Annotated in this window: 13 protein-coding genes and 1 pseudogene; 8 read left to right on the forward strand and 6 right to left on the reverse strand. The window is 63.6% G+C overall.

Annotated features, from left to right (window positions below):
• Positions 1 to 167: 167 nt before the first annotated feature.
• From urtA to DRB87_RS00740, 8 genes and pseudogenes are all read left to right on the forward strand, one after another.
• On the forward strand, positions 168 to 1442 hold the full coding sequence (urtA, locus tag DRB87_RS00705) for an urea ABC transporter substrate-binding protein (protein WP_130024483.1): 1275 nt from the start codon (positions 168 to 170) through the stop codon (positions 1440 to 1442).
• Between the two features lie 55 nt (positions 1443 to 1497).
• Complete coding sequence (urtB, locus tag DRB87_RS00710) at positions 1498 to 2415, forward strand: urea ABC transporter permease subunit UrtB (RefSeq protein WP_130024484.1); 918 nt, start codon at positions 1498 to 1500, stop codon at positions 2413 to 2415.
• A gap of 58 nt (positions 2416 to 2473) precedes the next feature.
• A pseudogene (gene urtC / locus DRB87_RS00715) lies at positions 2474 to 3657 on the forward strand (urea ABC transporter permease subunit UrtC).
• Positions 3654 to 4397 carry an urea ABC transporter ATP-binding protein UrtD gene (gene urtD / locus DRB87_RS00720; protein WP_130024485.1) on the forward strand — a complete coding sequence of 248 codons (744 nt, stop codon included), beginning with the start codon at positions 3654 to 3656 and terminating at the stop codon, positions 4395 to 4397. Before urtC ends, urtD begins: the two are co-directional and overlap by 4 nt.
• Positions 4398 to 4411: 14 nt before the next feature.
• Entirely contained in the window at positions 4412 to 5101 is a 690-nt protein-coding gene (gene urtE, locus DRB87_RS00725; RefSeq protein ID WP_130024486.1) for an urea ABC transporter ATP-binding subunit UrtE, read from the forward strand.
• A gap of 68 nt (positions 5102 to 5169) precedes the next feature.
• Complete coding sequence (gene fmdA / locus DRB87_RS00730) at positions 5170 to 6408, forward strand: formamidase (protein WP_130024487.1); 1239 nt, start codon at positions 5170 to 5172, stop codon at positions 6406 to 6408.
• A 52-nt stretch (positions 6409 to 6460) separates the two neighbouring features.
• On the forward strand, positions 6461 to 6814 hold the full coding sequence (locus DRB87_RS00735; RefSeq protein WP_130024488.1) for an FmdB family zinc ribbon protein: 354 nt from the start codon (positions 6461 to 6463) through the stop codon (positions 6812 to 6814).
• Between the two features lie 79 nt (positions 6815 to 6893).
• Entirely contained in the window at positions 6894 to 7922 is a 1029-nt protein-coding gene (locus tag DRB87_RS00740; RefSeq protein WP_130024489.1) for an aliphatic amidase, read from the forward strand.
• A 35-nt stretch (positions 7923 to 7957) separates the two neighbouring features.
• Here DRB87_RS00740 and DRB87_RS00745 read toward each other — a convergent pair whose 3' ends face one another.
• The 6 genes from DRB87_RS00745 to DRB87_RS00770 all read right to left on the reverse strand — a co-directional run bounded on the left by DRB87_RS00745 (position 7958) and on the right by DRB87_RS00770 (position 14151).
• A complete protein-coding gene (locus DRB87_RS00745) occupies positions 7958 to 9457 on the reverse strand; it encodes a M81 family metallopeptidase (RefSeq protein ID WP_130024490.1) in 1500 nt (499 codons plus the stop codon).
• A complete protein-coding gene (locus DRB87_RS00750; RefSeq protein ID WP_130024491.1) occupies positions 9454 to 10716 on the reverse strand; it encodes a Zn-dependent hydrolase in 1263 nt (420 codons plus the stop codon). The genes DRB87_RS00745 and DRB87_RS00750 overlap by 4 nt, the downstream gene beginning before the upstream one ends.
• Positions 10717 to 10842: 126 nt before the next feature.
• Positions 10843 to 11544, reverse strand: a complete 702-nt coding sequence (locus DRB87_RS00755; RefSeq protein WP_130024492.1) for an ABC transporter ATP-binding protein — start codon at positions 11542 to 11544, stop codon at positions 10843 to 10845.
• Positions 11541 to 12308: an ABC transporter ATP-binding protein gene (locus tag DRB87_RS00760; RefSeq protein ID WP_130024493.1), complete on the reverse strand. Its 768-nt coding sequence runs from the start codon at positions 12306 to 12308 to the stop codon at positions 11541 to 11543. Before DRB87_RS00760 ends, DRB87_RS00755 begins: the two co-directional genes overlap by 4 nt.
• On the reverse strand, positions 12305 to 13294 hold the full coding sequence (locus DRB87_RS00765; protein WP_130027645.1) for a branched-chain amino acid ABC transporter permease: 990 nt from the start codon (positions 13292 to 13294) through the stop codon (positions 12305 to 12307). Before DRB87_RS00765 ends, DRB87_RS00760 begins: the two co-directional genes overlap by 4 nt.
• Positions 13294 to 14151, reverse strand: coding sequence for a branched-chain amino acid ABC transporter permease (locus DRB87_RS00770; RefSeq protein ID WP_130024494.1), 858 nt, complete (start codon positions 14149 to 14151; stop codon positions 13294 to 13296). The genes DRB87_RS00765 and DRB87_RS00770 overlap by 1 nt, the downstream gene beginning before the upstream one ends.
• Between the last annotated feature and the right edge of the window lie 43 nt (positions 14152 to 14194).

Here is a 14194-nt window from a genome sequence, read left to right on the forward strand (position 1 = left end):
AAAGACGTTGGGTGTAAAGCCCAAAGCAAATTACATTCCACCGCCCCACCTGGGGAATACGTCAATCGACGTATTCCGATCGTCAAATTGGCTCCCTACATTGCGTTCAAACCCGTGAAACCCGCCCGCCGTGCTTCTTGCACAGGGCCTATGATCAGGAGAACGTGATGTCCGCAGACGATCGATTCGAAGATGACGAGCGCATGGCTTCGCCGTTGCGCAGGCGGCTGCTCAGCGGCCTGGCCGCGGCCCCGCTCATGGCGCTGGGCCTGCCGCGAACGTCGTTCGCACAGGTTCCGCCGACGGCCAAGGTGAACACCACCGGTCTCGCCGTGACCGACACCACGGTCACGGTCGGCCAGTTGCACTCGGCAACCGGCACGATGGCGATCTCCGAGACGGGCTCGATTCAGGCAGAGCGTCTCGCCATCGAACAGATCAATGCGATGGGCGGCGTGCTCGGACGTAAGATCAACATCATTCAGGAAGACGGTGCGTCCGACTGGCCGACTTTCGCCGAGAAATCCAAGAAGCTGCTCGAGAACGACCACGTCGCGGCCGTTTTCGGTTGCTGGACGTCGGCCTCGCGCAAGGCGGTGCTGCCGGTGTTCGAGAAGGACAACGGCTTGCTGTACTACCCGACGTTCTATGAAGGCCTGGAGCAGTCGAAGAACGTCTTCTACACCGGTCAGGAAGCCACGCAGCAGATTCTCTGGGCGCTCGACTGGGCGTCGAACACGAAGAAGGCCAAGACGTTCTTCCTGATCGGTTCCGACTACATCTGGCCGCGCACGTCGAACAAGATTGCGCGCCGTCATATCGAGCAGCATCTTCACGCCAAGGTGGTCGGCGAAGAGTATTACCCGCTCGGCACGACCGAGTTCAATTCGCTGATGAACAAGATCAAGCTCGCGCGTCCCGACTGCATTTTCGCGACGGTGGTGGGCGGCTCGAACGTGGCGTTCTACAAGCAACTCAGGGCGGCGGGCATCACGCCCCAGAAGCAGTTCCTGCTGACCCTTTCCGTGACGGAAGACGAAGTGCAGGGCATTGGCGGCGAAAACTTCGCGGGCTTCTACTCGTCGATGAAGTACTTCCAATCGCTGGATAACGACAACAACAAAAAGTTCGTCGCCGCATTCAAGGCCCGCTACGGTGCGAAATCGGTGATCGGCGACGTGACACAGGCGGCCTACCTCGGCCCCTGGATCTGGAAGACCGCATGTGAGCGCGCGGGCAGCTTCGACGTGAACAAGGTAGTCGCTGCCTCGGCGGGCATTGAACTGCCCAACGCACCCCAGGGCTACGCGAAGGTCGATCCGAACCATCACCTGTGGAGCCGATCGCTGATCGGGCAAGGGCAGGCGGACGGACAGTTCAAGGTCGTGGCGAGTTCGCCGGAGCCGATCCACCCGGATCCGTTCCCGAAGGGCTACATGTAATTCCTCAACCCGCACAGGCGCGACGACCGGACGGTCGTTGCGCAAGGAGCGTCAGATGTCCGCCAACGACATTCTCAATATCACGCTGATGCAAGGCTTTGCGGGACTGAGCCTATTCAGTGTTCTGCTGCTCATGGGGCTCGGACTGGCCGTGATTTTCGGGCAGATGGGCGTCATCAACATGGCGCACGGCGAATTCATGACTATCGGCGCCTATACCGTCTACATGATCTCGTGGGTCACCCAGAACGTCTGGCCGGTATTCGCGCCGGTGTATTTCTTCTTCGCCATCGTCGCCGCCTTCGTGCTCGCCTTCGGGGCGGGATGGCTGGCGGAATGGGCGCTGATCCGACATCTGTACCGGCGTCCGCTCGACACGTTGCTCGCCACCTGGGGCCTGAGTCTGGGCATGCAGCAAGTGTTCCGTTCGACGTTCGGACCGAAAGAAGTCAGCCCGGTGCTGCCCGACTGGCTCATGGGGTCGTGGGAGCCGACGCCGGGTCTCGACATTCCGGTGAGCGGCATGTTCGTGATGGCGCTCGCGCTCGTCATGACGGGCGGGCTGTTGTTGGCGCTGTACCGCTCGCGATGGGGGCTGCGTGTGCGTGCGACCGTCGCCAACCGGCCGATGGCGAATGCGGCGGGCATCAATACCCGTCGCACCGACCGGATGACATTCGCAATCGGCTGCGGCATCGCCGGTGTCGCCGGCGCGGCGTTCACGGCCATCGGGTCCACGGGGCCGACCAGCGGCTCGCTCTATATCGTCGATTCGTTCCTGGTGGTGACGTTCGGCGGCGCGGCGAGCCTGCTCGGTACGGTGGCCTCGGCCTTCGGTATTGCACAGATGCAGTCGATCAGCGAGTTTTTCCTTTCCGGCTCGATTGCCCGCGTGGTGACGCTCCTCACCGTGGTGGTCATTCTGATGTTGCGCCCGCAGGGCCTGTTCGCCTCGAAAGTCCGGCGCGTGTGATCCGCCGGTGCGCCGGTGTCCCGGTCGTCGACCGATTCCTCTGTATGGAGAGATGTACATGGAACCCATCCAAACCTCGGCGGGCGGCGTCTCCCTCCGCTCCGAGGCCCCGTCCCGCCCGTCGGCTGGCGCGCCATGCTGGCGCGCTTCGACGCTTCAGGCTACGCGGGCATCGTGATTCTGGCCGTGCTCATCGTTGTCGTGTTTCCGCTCGCGCTCGACGCGTTTCGCCTGAACCTCATGGGCAAGTACCTGACGTATGCATTCGTCGCCCTCGGACTGGTGATCGCATGGGGTTACGGCGGCGTGCTCAGTCTCGGGCAGGGCGTCTTCTTCGGGCTTGGCGGTTATGCGATGGCCATGTTTCTCAAGCTCGAATCGTCGAGTGCCGCGGCCACGAGTACACAGACCACTCCGGGCATTCCGGACTTCATGGACTGGAATCAGGTTACCGCGCTGCCGGATATGTGGAAGCCGTTTCACTCTCTGCCGTTCTCGATTGTCGCGGTGCTCGTCGTGCCGACGGCGCTTGCGTTCGTGATCGGCTACGCGATGTTCAAACGGCGGGTCGGCGGTGTGTATTTCGCGATCATCACGCAGGCCGTGGCGCTGATTCTGTCGGTGCTCATCATCGGCCAACAGGGATATACCGGCGGGGTGAACGGCATCACCGATCTGCGCACGCTGCTCGGCTGGGACATTCGCACGGACCACGCGAAGCTCGTTCTTTACTTCGTCAACGCGGTGTTGCTGATCGCCGCGTTGCTGCTATGCCGGTGGGTGCAGCGCGGCAAGCTCGGTACGCTGCTGCTGGCCATGCGAGACAAGGAAGACCGCGTGCGGTTCTCCGGCTACGACGTCTCGATGTTCAAGGTGTTCTCATTCTGCTTCGCCGCGTTGCTCGCTGCGATCGGCGGCGCGATGTTCACGCTTCAGGTCGGCTTCATGTCGCCGTCGTTCGTGGGCATCGTGCCGTCCATCGAGATGGTGATTTATGCGGCGGTTGGCGGACGTATGTCGCTTGTCGGCGCGGTGTACGGCGCGATTCTCGTCAATCTGGGCAAGAGCTGGTTTTCCGAGAGCTTCCCCAATCTCTGGCTGTATCTGATGGCGGCCATGTTCATCGGCGTGGTGATGGCTTTCCCGAACGGTCTGGCGGGTCTTTTCGAGGCGCATGTGCGCCCGCGAATTCGCCGTTTTCTCGGCGCCGGGAGCACGACAGACAAGGAGCGAAAAGCATGAGCAACACCGACTTTCTTCTGGCGATAGAAGACCTCAGCGTTTCATTCGACGGATTCAAGGCCATCGATTCCCTGAATCTGTATCTGGAGCGTGGTGAGTTGCGCGTCGTGATCGGTCCGAACGGCGCCGGCAAGACGACGCTGCTTGATCTTATCTGCGGCAAGACGAAGGAGACGGCGGGCAGCATCAAGTTCCGCAACGAGGAAATCACGCGGCTGGCCGAGTTCAGACGCGTGCACAGGGGCATAGGCCGCAAGTTTCAGACGCCGTCGATCTACGAAAACCTGAGCGTCGCGCAAAACCTCGAAGTGTCGTTCCCGCGTGGGCGCGGCGTGTTCGGCGCGCTTTTCTACCGCACGGATAGCGAGGTTGCGGACCGTGTCCGATCCGTTGCCGAAGAGATCGGTCTGTCGGCCTCGCTCGACCTCGAAGCCGGTTTGCTGTCGCACGGACAGAAGCAGTGGCTGGAAATTGGTATGCTTCTTATGCAGGATCCCGAACTTTTGATGCTGGATGAGCCGATTGCCGGCATGAGCGTGCGCGAGCGCGAACTGACGGCTGATCTGCTCGATCGAATCTGTCGCAACCGCTCGATGATCGTCATCGAGCACGACATGGCTTTCGTTGAGCGGATCGCGCACAAGGTCACCGTGATGCACCAGGGAAAGATTCTCGCCGAGGGCCCGATGGCCAAAGTGCAATCCGACCCGCGTGTGATCGATGTTTATCTCGGACACTGATCGGAGGACACATCATGTTGGAAGTCGATGATCTTGTCGTCAGCTATGGCCAGAGCGAGGTGCTGCACGGCATCGGCTTTTCTGTCGCCAGTGGCGAAAGCGTTGCGGTGATGGGCCGCAACGGGATGGGCAAAACAACGTTGTTCAAGTCGTTGATCGGCATGTTGCCCGCGAATCGCGGCACCGTTCGTGTGGGCGGTGTCGACGTGTCGAGGGAAGAGAGCTTCCGGCGCGTGTCCAAGGGAATCGGTTACGTTCCGCAGGGTCGCCAGATCTTTGCATCGCTCACCGTCGAAGAGAACATCCAGACCGGGCTCGAGAATGCGGCGAGCCAGTCCGTGCCCGACGATCTCTACGCGTTATTTCCCGTGCTGTTCGACATGCGCCGTCGCAAGGGCGGCAATCTCTCCGGCGGACAGCAACAACAGCTTGCCATTGCGCGCGCGCTCGCGACCAATCCCAAGGTACTGCTGCTCGACGAGCCGACCGAGGGGATTCAGCCGTCCGTCATCAAGGACATTGCCCGGGCGCTCAATCACATTCGTGCGACGCGCAACATCGCCGTCGTCGTTTCCGAGCAGGTGCTGAGTTTCGCGATGGACGTGGCGGACCGATTGTTCGTTATCGAGGGCGGGCGCTTCGTTCATCAGAGCACGCGCGACGCTGGCGATGCCGGGCGCATACGCGAATACCTCTCCGTGTAATCCGACGCCGCGTGGCGTCATTGATCGCCGGTGCCTAGCGCCGGCATTTGAAACCAGGAGCGAATGCAATGGCCGAAACTCTCATCAAGGTCGACCTGAACCAATCCGCGTACGAAAACGAGCAGGTGCACAACCGTTGGCATCCGGATATTCCGATGGCGTGCTGGGTGAATCCCGGCGACGACTTCATTCTTGAGACGTACGACTGGACCGGCGGCTTCATCAAAAATAACGACAGCGCCGACGATGTTCGCGATATCGACCTGTCGATCGTGCATTTCCTGTCGGGGCCGGTGGGCGTGCATGGCGCGCAGCCCGGCGATTTGCTGGTCGTCGATCTGCTCGACATCGGCGCGAAGCAGGACAGTCAGTGGGGCTTCAACGGCTTCTTCTCGAAGACGAACGGCGGTGGCTTTCTGACCGATCATTTTCCGCACGCGCAGAAGTCGATCTGGGATTTCCACGGGCTTTACACGAGCTCGCGGCATATTCCGGGCGTGAATTTCGCCGGACTGATTCACCCGGGATTGATCGGCTGTCTGCCGGATCCAAAATTGCTTCAGACATGGAATGAGCGCGAGGTCGGACTGATCGCGACGGAGCCGGACCGCGTGCCGCCGCTTGCCAACCCGCCGTTCGCCGCGACGGCGCACATGGGCAAGCTGACGGGCGACGCGCGCAACAAGGCGGCCGCCGAAGGTGCGCGCACGGTGCCGCCGCGCGAGCATGGTGGGAACTGCGACATCAAGGATCTTTCGCGCGGCTCGAAGGTCTTCTTCCCGGTGTACGTCGATGGCGCGGGGCTGTCTGTGGGCGACCTTCACTTCAGCCAGGGGGACGGCGAGATCACGTTCTGCGGCGCCATCGAGATGGCGGGGTGGGTGCACATGCGTGTCAACGTGATCAAAGGCGGCATGGAAAAGTACGGCATTCGCAATCCGGTGTTCCAACCGAGTCCCATTACGCCGGCATACAACGACTATCTGATCTTCGAGGGTATTTCGGTCGACGAGCAGGGCGGGCAGCACTATCTGGATGTCGGGGTCGCCTATCGTCAGGCCTGCCTGAACGCCATCGAGTATCTGAAGAAGTTCGGTTACTCGGGAGCACAGGCGTACTCGTTGCTCGGTTGTGCGCCGGTGCAGGGGCATATCAGCGGCGTGGTCGACATTCCGAATGCGTGTGCGACGCTGTGGTTGCCCACGCAGATCTTCGACTTCGACATCCGTCCGAATGCCGACGGACCGATTCGTCACGTGACCGGTAGCGTCGACATGCCGTGTTCGCCGGATCTGGTGAAGAGCTGACGCGGTGTGCGCCACGAGCATCACTCACGAAATAGGACAACAGGAGGCGGAGATGCCGATTTATGACTTCGAATGTGCGGCGTGCGGACCGTTCGCTGTCATGCGGCGCATGGCGGATCGCGACACGCCGTGCCATTGCCCGGATTGCGGGGGTGAGGGCACGCGCGTGATGACGGCGCCATCGCTTGCGTTGATGGGAGGTGCGAGTCGGGCCGCGCACGCCACGAACGAGCGGGCTGCCCATGCACCGCGACATTCGGGCGACGGGCCGTCGTCGCGCCATCGACCGGGGTGCAGTTGCTGCGCCGGCGGCAAGGTGTCGCTCGCGGGGGCGAGTGGGCAGACGTCCACGGCAACGGGCGGGCTGAAGCGGCCGACGGGACGGCCCTGGATGATCAGCCATTGATTTTCTTGGAAGGGTTCGGTACGGCCCGGGGTCTCCGGGCCGTGCGTCGGGACCGCGAGTTTTGAAGGAGTAGCGACTAATGCGACATGGAGATATTTCGAGTAGCCGCGACGGGGTGGGTGTTGCGGTCGTCAACTACAAGATGCCGCGTTTGCATACGAAGGCGGAGGTATTGGAGAACGCGCGCAAGATCGCCGACATGGTCGTCGGCATGAAGCAGGGGTTGCCCGGTATGGATCTCGTGATCTTTCCCGAGTACTCGACGCACGGGATCATGTACGACCGTCAGGAGATGTTCGACACCGCAGCGATGGTGCCGGGCGAAGAAACGGATATTTTCTCGGCGGCATGTCGCAAGGCGAATGTGTGGGGGGTGTTTTCGCTCACGGGTGAGCGGCACGAAGATCATCCGAACAAGGTGCCTTACAACACGCTGGTGCTGATCGACAATCGCGGGGAGATCGTGCAGAAGTATCGCAAGATTATGCCGTGGACACCCATCGAAGGCTGGTACCCCGGCGACCGCACTTACGTGACGGAGGGACCGAAGGGGCTGAAGATCAGTCTGATCATCTGCGATGACGGCAACTATCCGGAGATCTGGCGGGATTGCACGATGAACGGTGCGGAGTTGGTGGTGCGTTGTCAGGGATATATGTATCCGGCCAAGGATCAGCAGGTGCTTGTGGCGAAGGCGATGGCGTGGATGAACAACACATATGTGGCTGTCGCGAACGCGACGGGCTGGGACGGTGTGTATTCGTACTTCGGCCACTCGGCGATCGTCGGTTTCGACGGCCGCACACTCGGTGAGTGCGGCGAGGAAGAGATGGGCGTGCAATACGCGGAACTGTCCGTGAGCGCGATTCGCGACGCGCGCAAGAACATGCAGTCCCAAAACCATCTGTATAAGCTGCTTCACCGCGGGTACACCGGGACGACCCATTCCGGCGAAAGCGCGAACGGCGTCGCCGATTGCCCGTTCGGGTTCTACCGCGATTGGGTCTCCGACCCGGAAGGCACACAGCGGAAAGTCGAGGCTATCACCCGTTCGACACCCGGAACTGAAGAGTGCCCGATTGACGGGATCCCTTGTGGAGGAGGTTGAGAGGGGGCGGGCCGTAAAGGCCCGCCGCCGCATACTCATCCGCCGAACTTCACCTCCCGATCCAGCGGATACATCGGACGGTTCACGCGCGAGAACGGGAAAAGCGCGTAATTTGAACTCGTCACGCCGTCGCTGTCGCATTCGACCAGCCCTGCCGAGATCGGCACGAACACCGGTCGACAGTACATGCGCGACTTGAGCAGCAGGAAGCGTTCGTTGCGCGGGTCGAGGCCGACGCACGTGAACACACCGTGATCCCATGGCTCGTGCGTGCGCTCGGTCACCACGATGCGAGCCGGCCCGATATCGAACAGCACCGTGCGGCCCATGTAGCAGCGTTGCCCCGTGTAAGTCGGGCCGCTCACGACATACTCGCCATCGCTGATCTTGCGCACGATGCCCGTGAGGACCGGCGGTGTCTTGACGATGCCCAACTGCGTCAGCGGCCGTTTGTTGCCGACGGCGAGCGTCACCTCGGCGCCCTCGCCCGCGGCGATCAACGTTGCGACCGCTTCCGGATCGCACAGCGGGCCGACGCCGATACCGGTGAGCCCGGCCGCGAGCGCTGCTTCGAGCACGTCCATCGTGTCGCATGTGCCGCCGGACATGCAGTTGTCGCTGTGATCGAGCAGCAGCACCGGCTTGTCGGCGCCGTCGGCCAGACGTTTCGCTTCGGCGATCGACTCGCCGAGCGGCGCGCTGCGGTAAACGAACTCGTCGCGCGCCTCCCATATCTGCGCGGCGATACGGTCAGCGACGGCCTGGGCGCGTGCCACGCCGTCCTCCCCGTCGCCAGCCGTCACGACCACGCTGATGCAAGGCGCGGGGATGTCCGCGAGCGAAAAACCCGAAAACACCGACACGGCCGGAATACCCTCCTCGGCTTCGGCACGCCGCGCGGCGTCGAGCGCGCGCTTCATCGCACCCCCGTGGCTCGTGCTGCGCAGCGTGTGCACCATCAACGGCGGTTGTTGCCACACCACGCGAGGGCGGCGTTTGCCCTTCAACATCTCGAAGAGCAGGCGCCCCGCGTGCTCGCCGGTCTCGTACATGTCGATGTGCGGATACGTCTTGAATCCCACGACGATATCGGCGTTCGCGACGATCTTTTGCGTGACGTTGGCATGCAGGTCGAGCGCGACGGCAATCGGCGTATCGGGTGCGACGGCGCGCACGCGCTCGAGCAGATCGCCCTCGCCGTCGTCGCTGTTTTCCGCGACCATCGCGCCATGCAGATCGAGCAGGATCGCATCGACGCCGCTCGCCGCAGCCACAATCCGGTCGCACAGGGCGTCGTAGGCGCTCGCCGCTACCGGGCCGCTCGGGTTGGCGGCAGCGCAGACGGGTGTCACGATCTGCGCCCCGGCGGCCTCGGCGAGATCGATGAACGCGGCCATTGCCGTGCGCATGCCCTTGTTATCGCGATAGGCCGCTTCGTCATACGTGGGTCCGTGAGGGCCGAAGGCGTCGAGCGGTGTGGGCACCGGCGAGAATGTATTCGTCTCGTGATTCATCCGCGCGATCATCACTTTCATGCGACACCCCCCGCACGTTGCAACATCGCTTGCAGCAACACGTTGCAACCGGCTTCGAGATGCGCCGGATCGGCGTCTTCGATTTCGTTGTGACTGATGCCGTCCTTGCACGGCACGAAGATCATCGCCGTCGGCGCGACGCGCGCCAGATAGACCGCATCGTGCCCCGCACCGCTGATGGCATCCATCGACGACAGCCCGAGTGCCTGCGCGCCCGAGCGAATCGCGTCGACCAGTGCCGGTGCAAACGGCTGCGGCGGGAAGTACACGACCGGCTCGATGGCGACGTCGATGCCGTTCGTGCGCAACGCGTCGCACTCGGCGCGCAGCTTGGCGTCGAGCGCGTCGAGCGTGGCGTCGTCGGCCGCGCGCAGATCGACGGAGAGCGTCACGCGGCCCGGAATCACGTTGCGCGAATTCGGATAGTTGTCGACCCAGCCCACGGTGCCGCGCGCATGGGGCGCGTGCTCGCAGGCGATGCGGTTCACCGCCTGGATCAGCTGCGCGGCGGCGAGCAGCGCATCGCGACGTAGTTCCATCGGCGTGGGGCCCGCGTGAGCCTCCATGCCCGTGACGGTCACGTCGTACCAGCGCTGACCGAGGGCGCCCTGCACTACACCGATCGTCTTCCCATGCGCTTCGAGGACCGGGCCTTGCTCGATGTGCGCTTCGAAGTACGCGCCGACCGCGCCCGCTTGACCTACCGCCGGCGCGGAGCCCGCGTAGCCGATGGCGCGCAACGCGTCGGCGACGCTCACGCCCTCTCGATCTTTCTGCGCGAGCGCGTGATCCAGCGTGAAGGCGCCGGCGTAGACACCGGACCCCATCATCACGGGCACGAAACGCGACCCCTCCTCGTTGGTCCAGACGGCGACTTCGAGCGGGGCCTCGGTCACGATGCCGTTGTCGTTGAGCGTGCGCAGCACTTCAAGCCCGGCGAGTACGCCATAGTTGCCGTCGAACTTGCCGCCGGTTGGCTGGGTGTCGATGTGGCTGCCGGTCATGACGGGCGGCAGCGCGTCGTTGCGGCCGGCGCGTCGCGCAAAGATGTTGCCGATCGCGTCGACACGCACCGTGCAGCCGATCTCCTTGGCCCAGGTGACAAATCGATCGCGGCCCTGCCGGTCGAGTTCGGTCAGCGCGAGACGGCATACGCCCCCCTTCTCGGTTGCGCCGATTTGCGCGAGTTGCATGAGGCTGTCCCACAGGCGCGCGCCGTCGACGCGTACTGCGGGTGACGGTTGATCGAGACGTTCCATGTTCATCAGTCCTTCAGGGCAGACGCCGCGACGCTCGCGCTGGCGCCTGCGTTGGCAGAGTGGCGCGCTCACCCCTTCGCATGGGGGTGTGGCGGCGCGCTTCGGGGAAAATCGGGGCCACGCGGCTCAGGCCACGCCTACACCGAGGTAACGGTCCTTGACGACCTCGTCGGCGAGAAACGCGGCGTTGTCCGCGCCATACACGATCACGCCTTGCTCGACGATGTAATGCCGGTCGGCGAGCTGCGTGCAGACCTCCAGATTCTGTTCGACGAGCAGGATCGCGACGCCCGCTTGCTTGATGAGCTTCAACTGCGCCACGATCTCCTCGACGATCACCGGGGCGAGTCCTTCGACCGGCTCGTCGAGCATGAGCAGACGCGGGTGATTCATCAGCGCGCGTCCGATGGCCAGCATCTGCTGCTCGCCGCCGGAGAGTTGCGCGCCACCGTTCTTGCGACGCTCCTGCAACCGCGGAAAGATGCGGTAGATGTCGGCAAGCTGCCAGGGCGAATCGCGTCGCGCCCCGAGCTTGAGGTTCTCCTCGACGGTGAGCAGTTTGAAGATGCCGCGATGCTCGGGCACGAAGCACACGCCGCGCGCGGCGATTCGGTGCGCCGGTTGTCCGGCGACGGGCTTGCCCAGGAACGTGATGCTGCCGGCCTTGGGCGGTACGACGCCCGCGATGGTCTTGAGCGTGGTCGACTTACCCGCGCCGTTGCGACCGAGCAGCGTGACGAGTTCGCCGTCGCCAACGCTCAGCGTTACGCCTTGCAGGATGTGGCTCTTGCCGTAATAGCTGTGAATGCCTGCGACGTCGAGGATCATGCGCGGCCTCCGGTAATCATGTTGCCGAGATAGGCGGCGCGCACGCGTTCGTCGGCGCGAATGGCGTCCGGCTTGCCTTCGACCAGCACGCGGCCTTGCTGCATGACGGTGATCGTGTCGGAGATGTCCATCACGATGTTCATGTTGTGCTCGATGAGCACGACCGTGTGATCGTCGCGCAGACCGCGAATGAGCTGCTTCATGTCGTCGAGATCGTCGATGCCCATGCCCGACGTCGGCTCGTCGAGGAAGATCGCCTTGGGACGCGCCGCGAGCGCCATGCCCACTTCGAGACGGCGTTGCTGCCCGTGCGAGAGCGCACCCGCCGCGGTGCCGGCATGACGCGTGAGCGCGAGGCGCGTGAGCACATCGTCGACGACGGACGCACAGGCACGCGGGCCGTCGGCCTTGCGCCAGCACGAGAGCGCACGGCGCGGCGTCACCCCCAGCGCAGCCAGCCGCAGGTTCTCGCGCACCGACAGGTTCTGGAAGAGCGCCGTCACCTGGAACGAACGTGCAATGCCGCGCTGGACACGCCGGAAATCGGCTTCGGTGGTCACGTCGTGACCGTCGAACAGGATGCGCCCGCCAGAGACTGGCACTGTGCCGGTGAGCATGTGGAACAGCGTGGTTTTGCCCGCGCCGTTCGGCCCGATGACCGAGTGCACTGTGCGGGGGGCCACTCGCAGATCGACGCCATGCAACGCGGTGAACTTGCCGTAGCGTTTGACGATGCCGGTGGCTTCGATGAGAGCATCGCTCATGTCGGGTCTCCCTGCGTATCCAACTTGCCATCTGAATCGCTGCGCTTGCCGGTGACGCGACACCACAGCGATTCGCCCACGCCCCACAGACCGCGATGCATGAACAGGCTTACGGCGATGAGCAGCAGGCCGAGCAACAGCAGCCAGCGCGGCCAGAGCGTGGAGAGCCAATCGGCGGCGAGCACGTAGAACGCCGCGCCCAGCACTGACGCGAAGAGATTGCCCGTGCCGCCGATCACCGTCATCACAAGGATCATTTCGCTTGAGTGGTACTCGATATTGGACAGCGGTGCGATGCCCGTCATGAGCGCGTGCAACGCGCCCGCCAACGCCGTGACGGCACCCGAGATGGCGAAGGCCACGAGTTTGAAGGTCTTCACGTGATAGCCGACGGCGGCCGCGCGGGCCTCGTTGTCGCGAATGGCGAGCAGCGTGCGGCCGAACACGGAATCGGCCACGCGCAAAAGCCCCGCGAAGACGATCAGGAAGACGACGGCGACGAAGGTGTAGTACTGCCATGGCGTCTCGAGCGGGATCAGCGTCTTGCCGCCCAGCGCGAGCGAATGACGCGGGATGTCCAGCAGCCCATTGTCGCCGCCCGTCCAGTCCGTCGCCGTGTAGGCGAGGAAGTAGAACATCTGCGCGCACGCCAGCGTGAGCATTACGAAGTAGGTGCCCTTCTGCCGGATCGCAAAGCTGCCGACGATGGCCGCGACCGCGGCGCCCAAGACGATCGCCGCGACGACGGCGAGCGGCATGGGCAGCGCCCAGCGCGTGAGCAGGATGCCCAGCGTGTAGCTACCCAGGCCGAAGAAGATGCCCTGGCCGAACGAGAGCAGACCGGTGTAGCCGAGCAGCAGATTGCAGCCGAGCGCGGCCAGCGCATAGACGAGCACTTCAGTCGCGAGCGTGCCCGAGGACAGCGTGACCGGCAGGATCAGCGTGACGGCGGCGGCGAGCAGCCAAAAGCGGTAACGTACCAGCATCATCCCCTCCCGAGCAGGCCGTGCGGGCGCATGAGCAGCACCGCCGCCATCGCCACATAAATCATCAGTCGCGCGCCTTCCGGCCAGATCGTGCTCATCAGGCTTTGCACGATACCGATCACGAGGCCGCCCACGAGCGCCCCGGCGAAACTGCCCATGCCACCGATGACGACCACCACGAAGGCGATGCCCAGCGCCTCGATCCCCATGAACGGGTCGACACCGCGCACCGGCGCCGCCAATACCCCCGCCAGCGCGGCGGTGCCCGCGCCGAGCGCGAACGCAAGGCTGAACACCCGGAACACGTTGATGCCGAGCAGCGACACCATCTCGGACGACTCGCTGCCCGCGCGCACCGCGCTGCCCAGGCGCGTGCCTTCGAGCAGCCACCAGAGCACGCCAGCGAACACGACGGTGAAGCCGATGAGGAAGAGCCGGTACTTCGGATAGATGAAGCTGCCCCACATCACCACGCCGTCGAGCGCCGCAGGCACCGCGACGTTATCGCCGAGCGGGCCCCAGATGATGATGACCAGTTCCTGGACGACGAGCGCCAGGCCGACCGTGACGAGGATGTGGAATTCGTGCGCTTTCTCGTAGATGCGCGAAAGCAGCAGCTTCTCGGCGATCCAGGCGAGGGCGCCGACGACGATCGGGCAGACGATCAGCGCAAGCCAGAACGACAGGCCCCATTGCATCGCCTGGTAGCAGCAATACGCGCCGAGCACATAGAAGGCGCCGTGCGCGAAATTCACGAAGCGCAGCAGGCCGAAGATGATGGATAACCCGACGGCGAGCAGGAAGTACAACATGCCGATCCCGACGCCGTTGATGACCTGCAGAAAATAGACGTTCATGCGCGTCCCGAAGAGCTTGGGTGGACGTGGAGCACCGTGTGCC

The sequence above is a fragment of the Pandoraea sp. XY-2 genome (genome assembly GCF_004193915.1).
GTDB lineage: Bacteria > Pseudomonadota > Gammaproteobacteria > Burkholderiales > Burkholderiaceae > Pandoraea > Pandoraea cepalis.

What these genes read in the sequence shown, in the direction of transcription:
- DRB87_RS00745 (WP_130024490.1), bottom strand. Translation starts at nt 9,457, where the DNA reads ATGAAAGTGATGATCGCGCGGATGAATCACGAGACGAATACATTCTCG.
- DRB87_RS00755 (WP_130024492.1), bottom strand. Translation starts at nt 11,544, where the DNA reads ATGATCCTCGACGTCGCAGGCATTCACAGCTATTACGGCAAGAGCCAC.
- DRB87_RS00765 (WP_130027645.1), bottom strand. Translation starts at nt 13,294, where the DNA reads ATGCTGGTACGTTACCGCTTTTGGCTGCTCGCCGCCGCCGTCACGCTG.
- urtB (WP_130024484.1), top strand. Translation starts at nt 1,498, where the DNA reads ATGTCCGCCAACGACATTCTCAATATCACGCTGATGCAAGGCTTTGCG.
- DRB87_RS00770 (WP_130024494.1), bottom strand. Translation starts at nt 14,151, where the DNA reads ATGAACGTCTATTTTCTGCAGGTCATCAACGGCGTCGGGATCGGCATG.
- urtE (WP_130024486.1), top strand. Translation starts at nt 4,412, where the DNA reads ATGTTGGAAGTCGATGATCTTGTCGTCAGCTATGGCCAGAGCGAGGTG.
- fmdA (WP_130024487.1), top strand. Translation starts at nt 5,170, where the DNA reads ATGGCCGAAACTCTCATCAAGGTCGACCTGAACCAATCCGCGTACGAA.
- DRB87_RS00760 (WP_130024493.1), bottom strand. Translation starts at nt 12,308, where the DNA reads ATGAGCGATGCTCTCATCGAAGCCACCGGCATCGTCAAACGCTACGGC.
- DRB87_RS00735 (WP_130024488.1), top strand. Translation starts at nt 6,461, where the DNA reads ATGCCGATTTATGACTTCGAATGTGCGGCGTGCGGACCGTTCGCTGTC.
- urtD (WP_130024485.1), top strand. Translation starts at nt 3,654, where the DNA reads ATGAGCAACACCGACTTTCTTCTGGCGATAGAAGACCTCAGCGTTTCA.
- DRB87_RS00740 (WP_130024489.1), top strand. Translation starts at nt 6,894, where the DNA reads ATGCGACATGGAGATATTTCGAGTAGCCGCGACGGGGTGGGTGTTGCG.
- urtA (WP_130024483.1), top strand. Translation starts at nt 168, where the DNA reads ATGTCCGCAGACGATCGATTCGAAGATGACGAGCGCATGGCTTCGCCG.
- DRB87_RS00750 (WP_130024491.1), bottom strand. Translation starts at nt 10,716, where the DNA reads ATGGAACGTCTCGATCAACCGTCACCCGCAGTACGCGTCGACGGCGCG.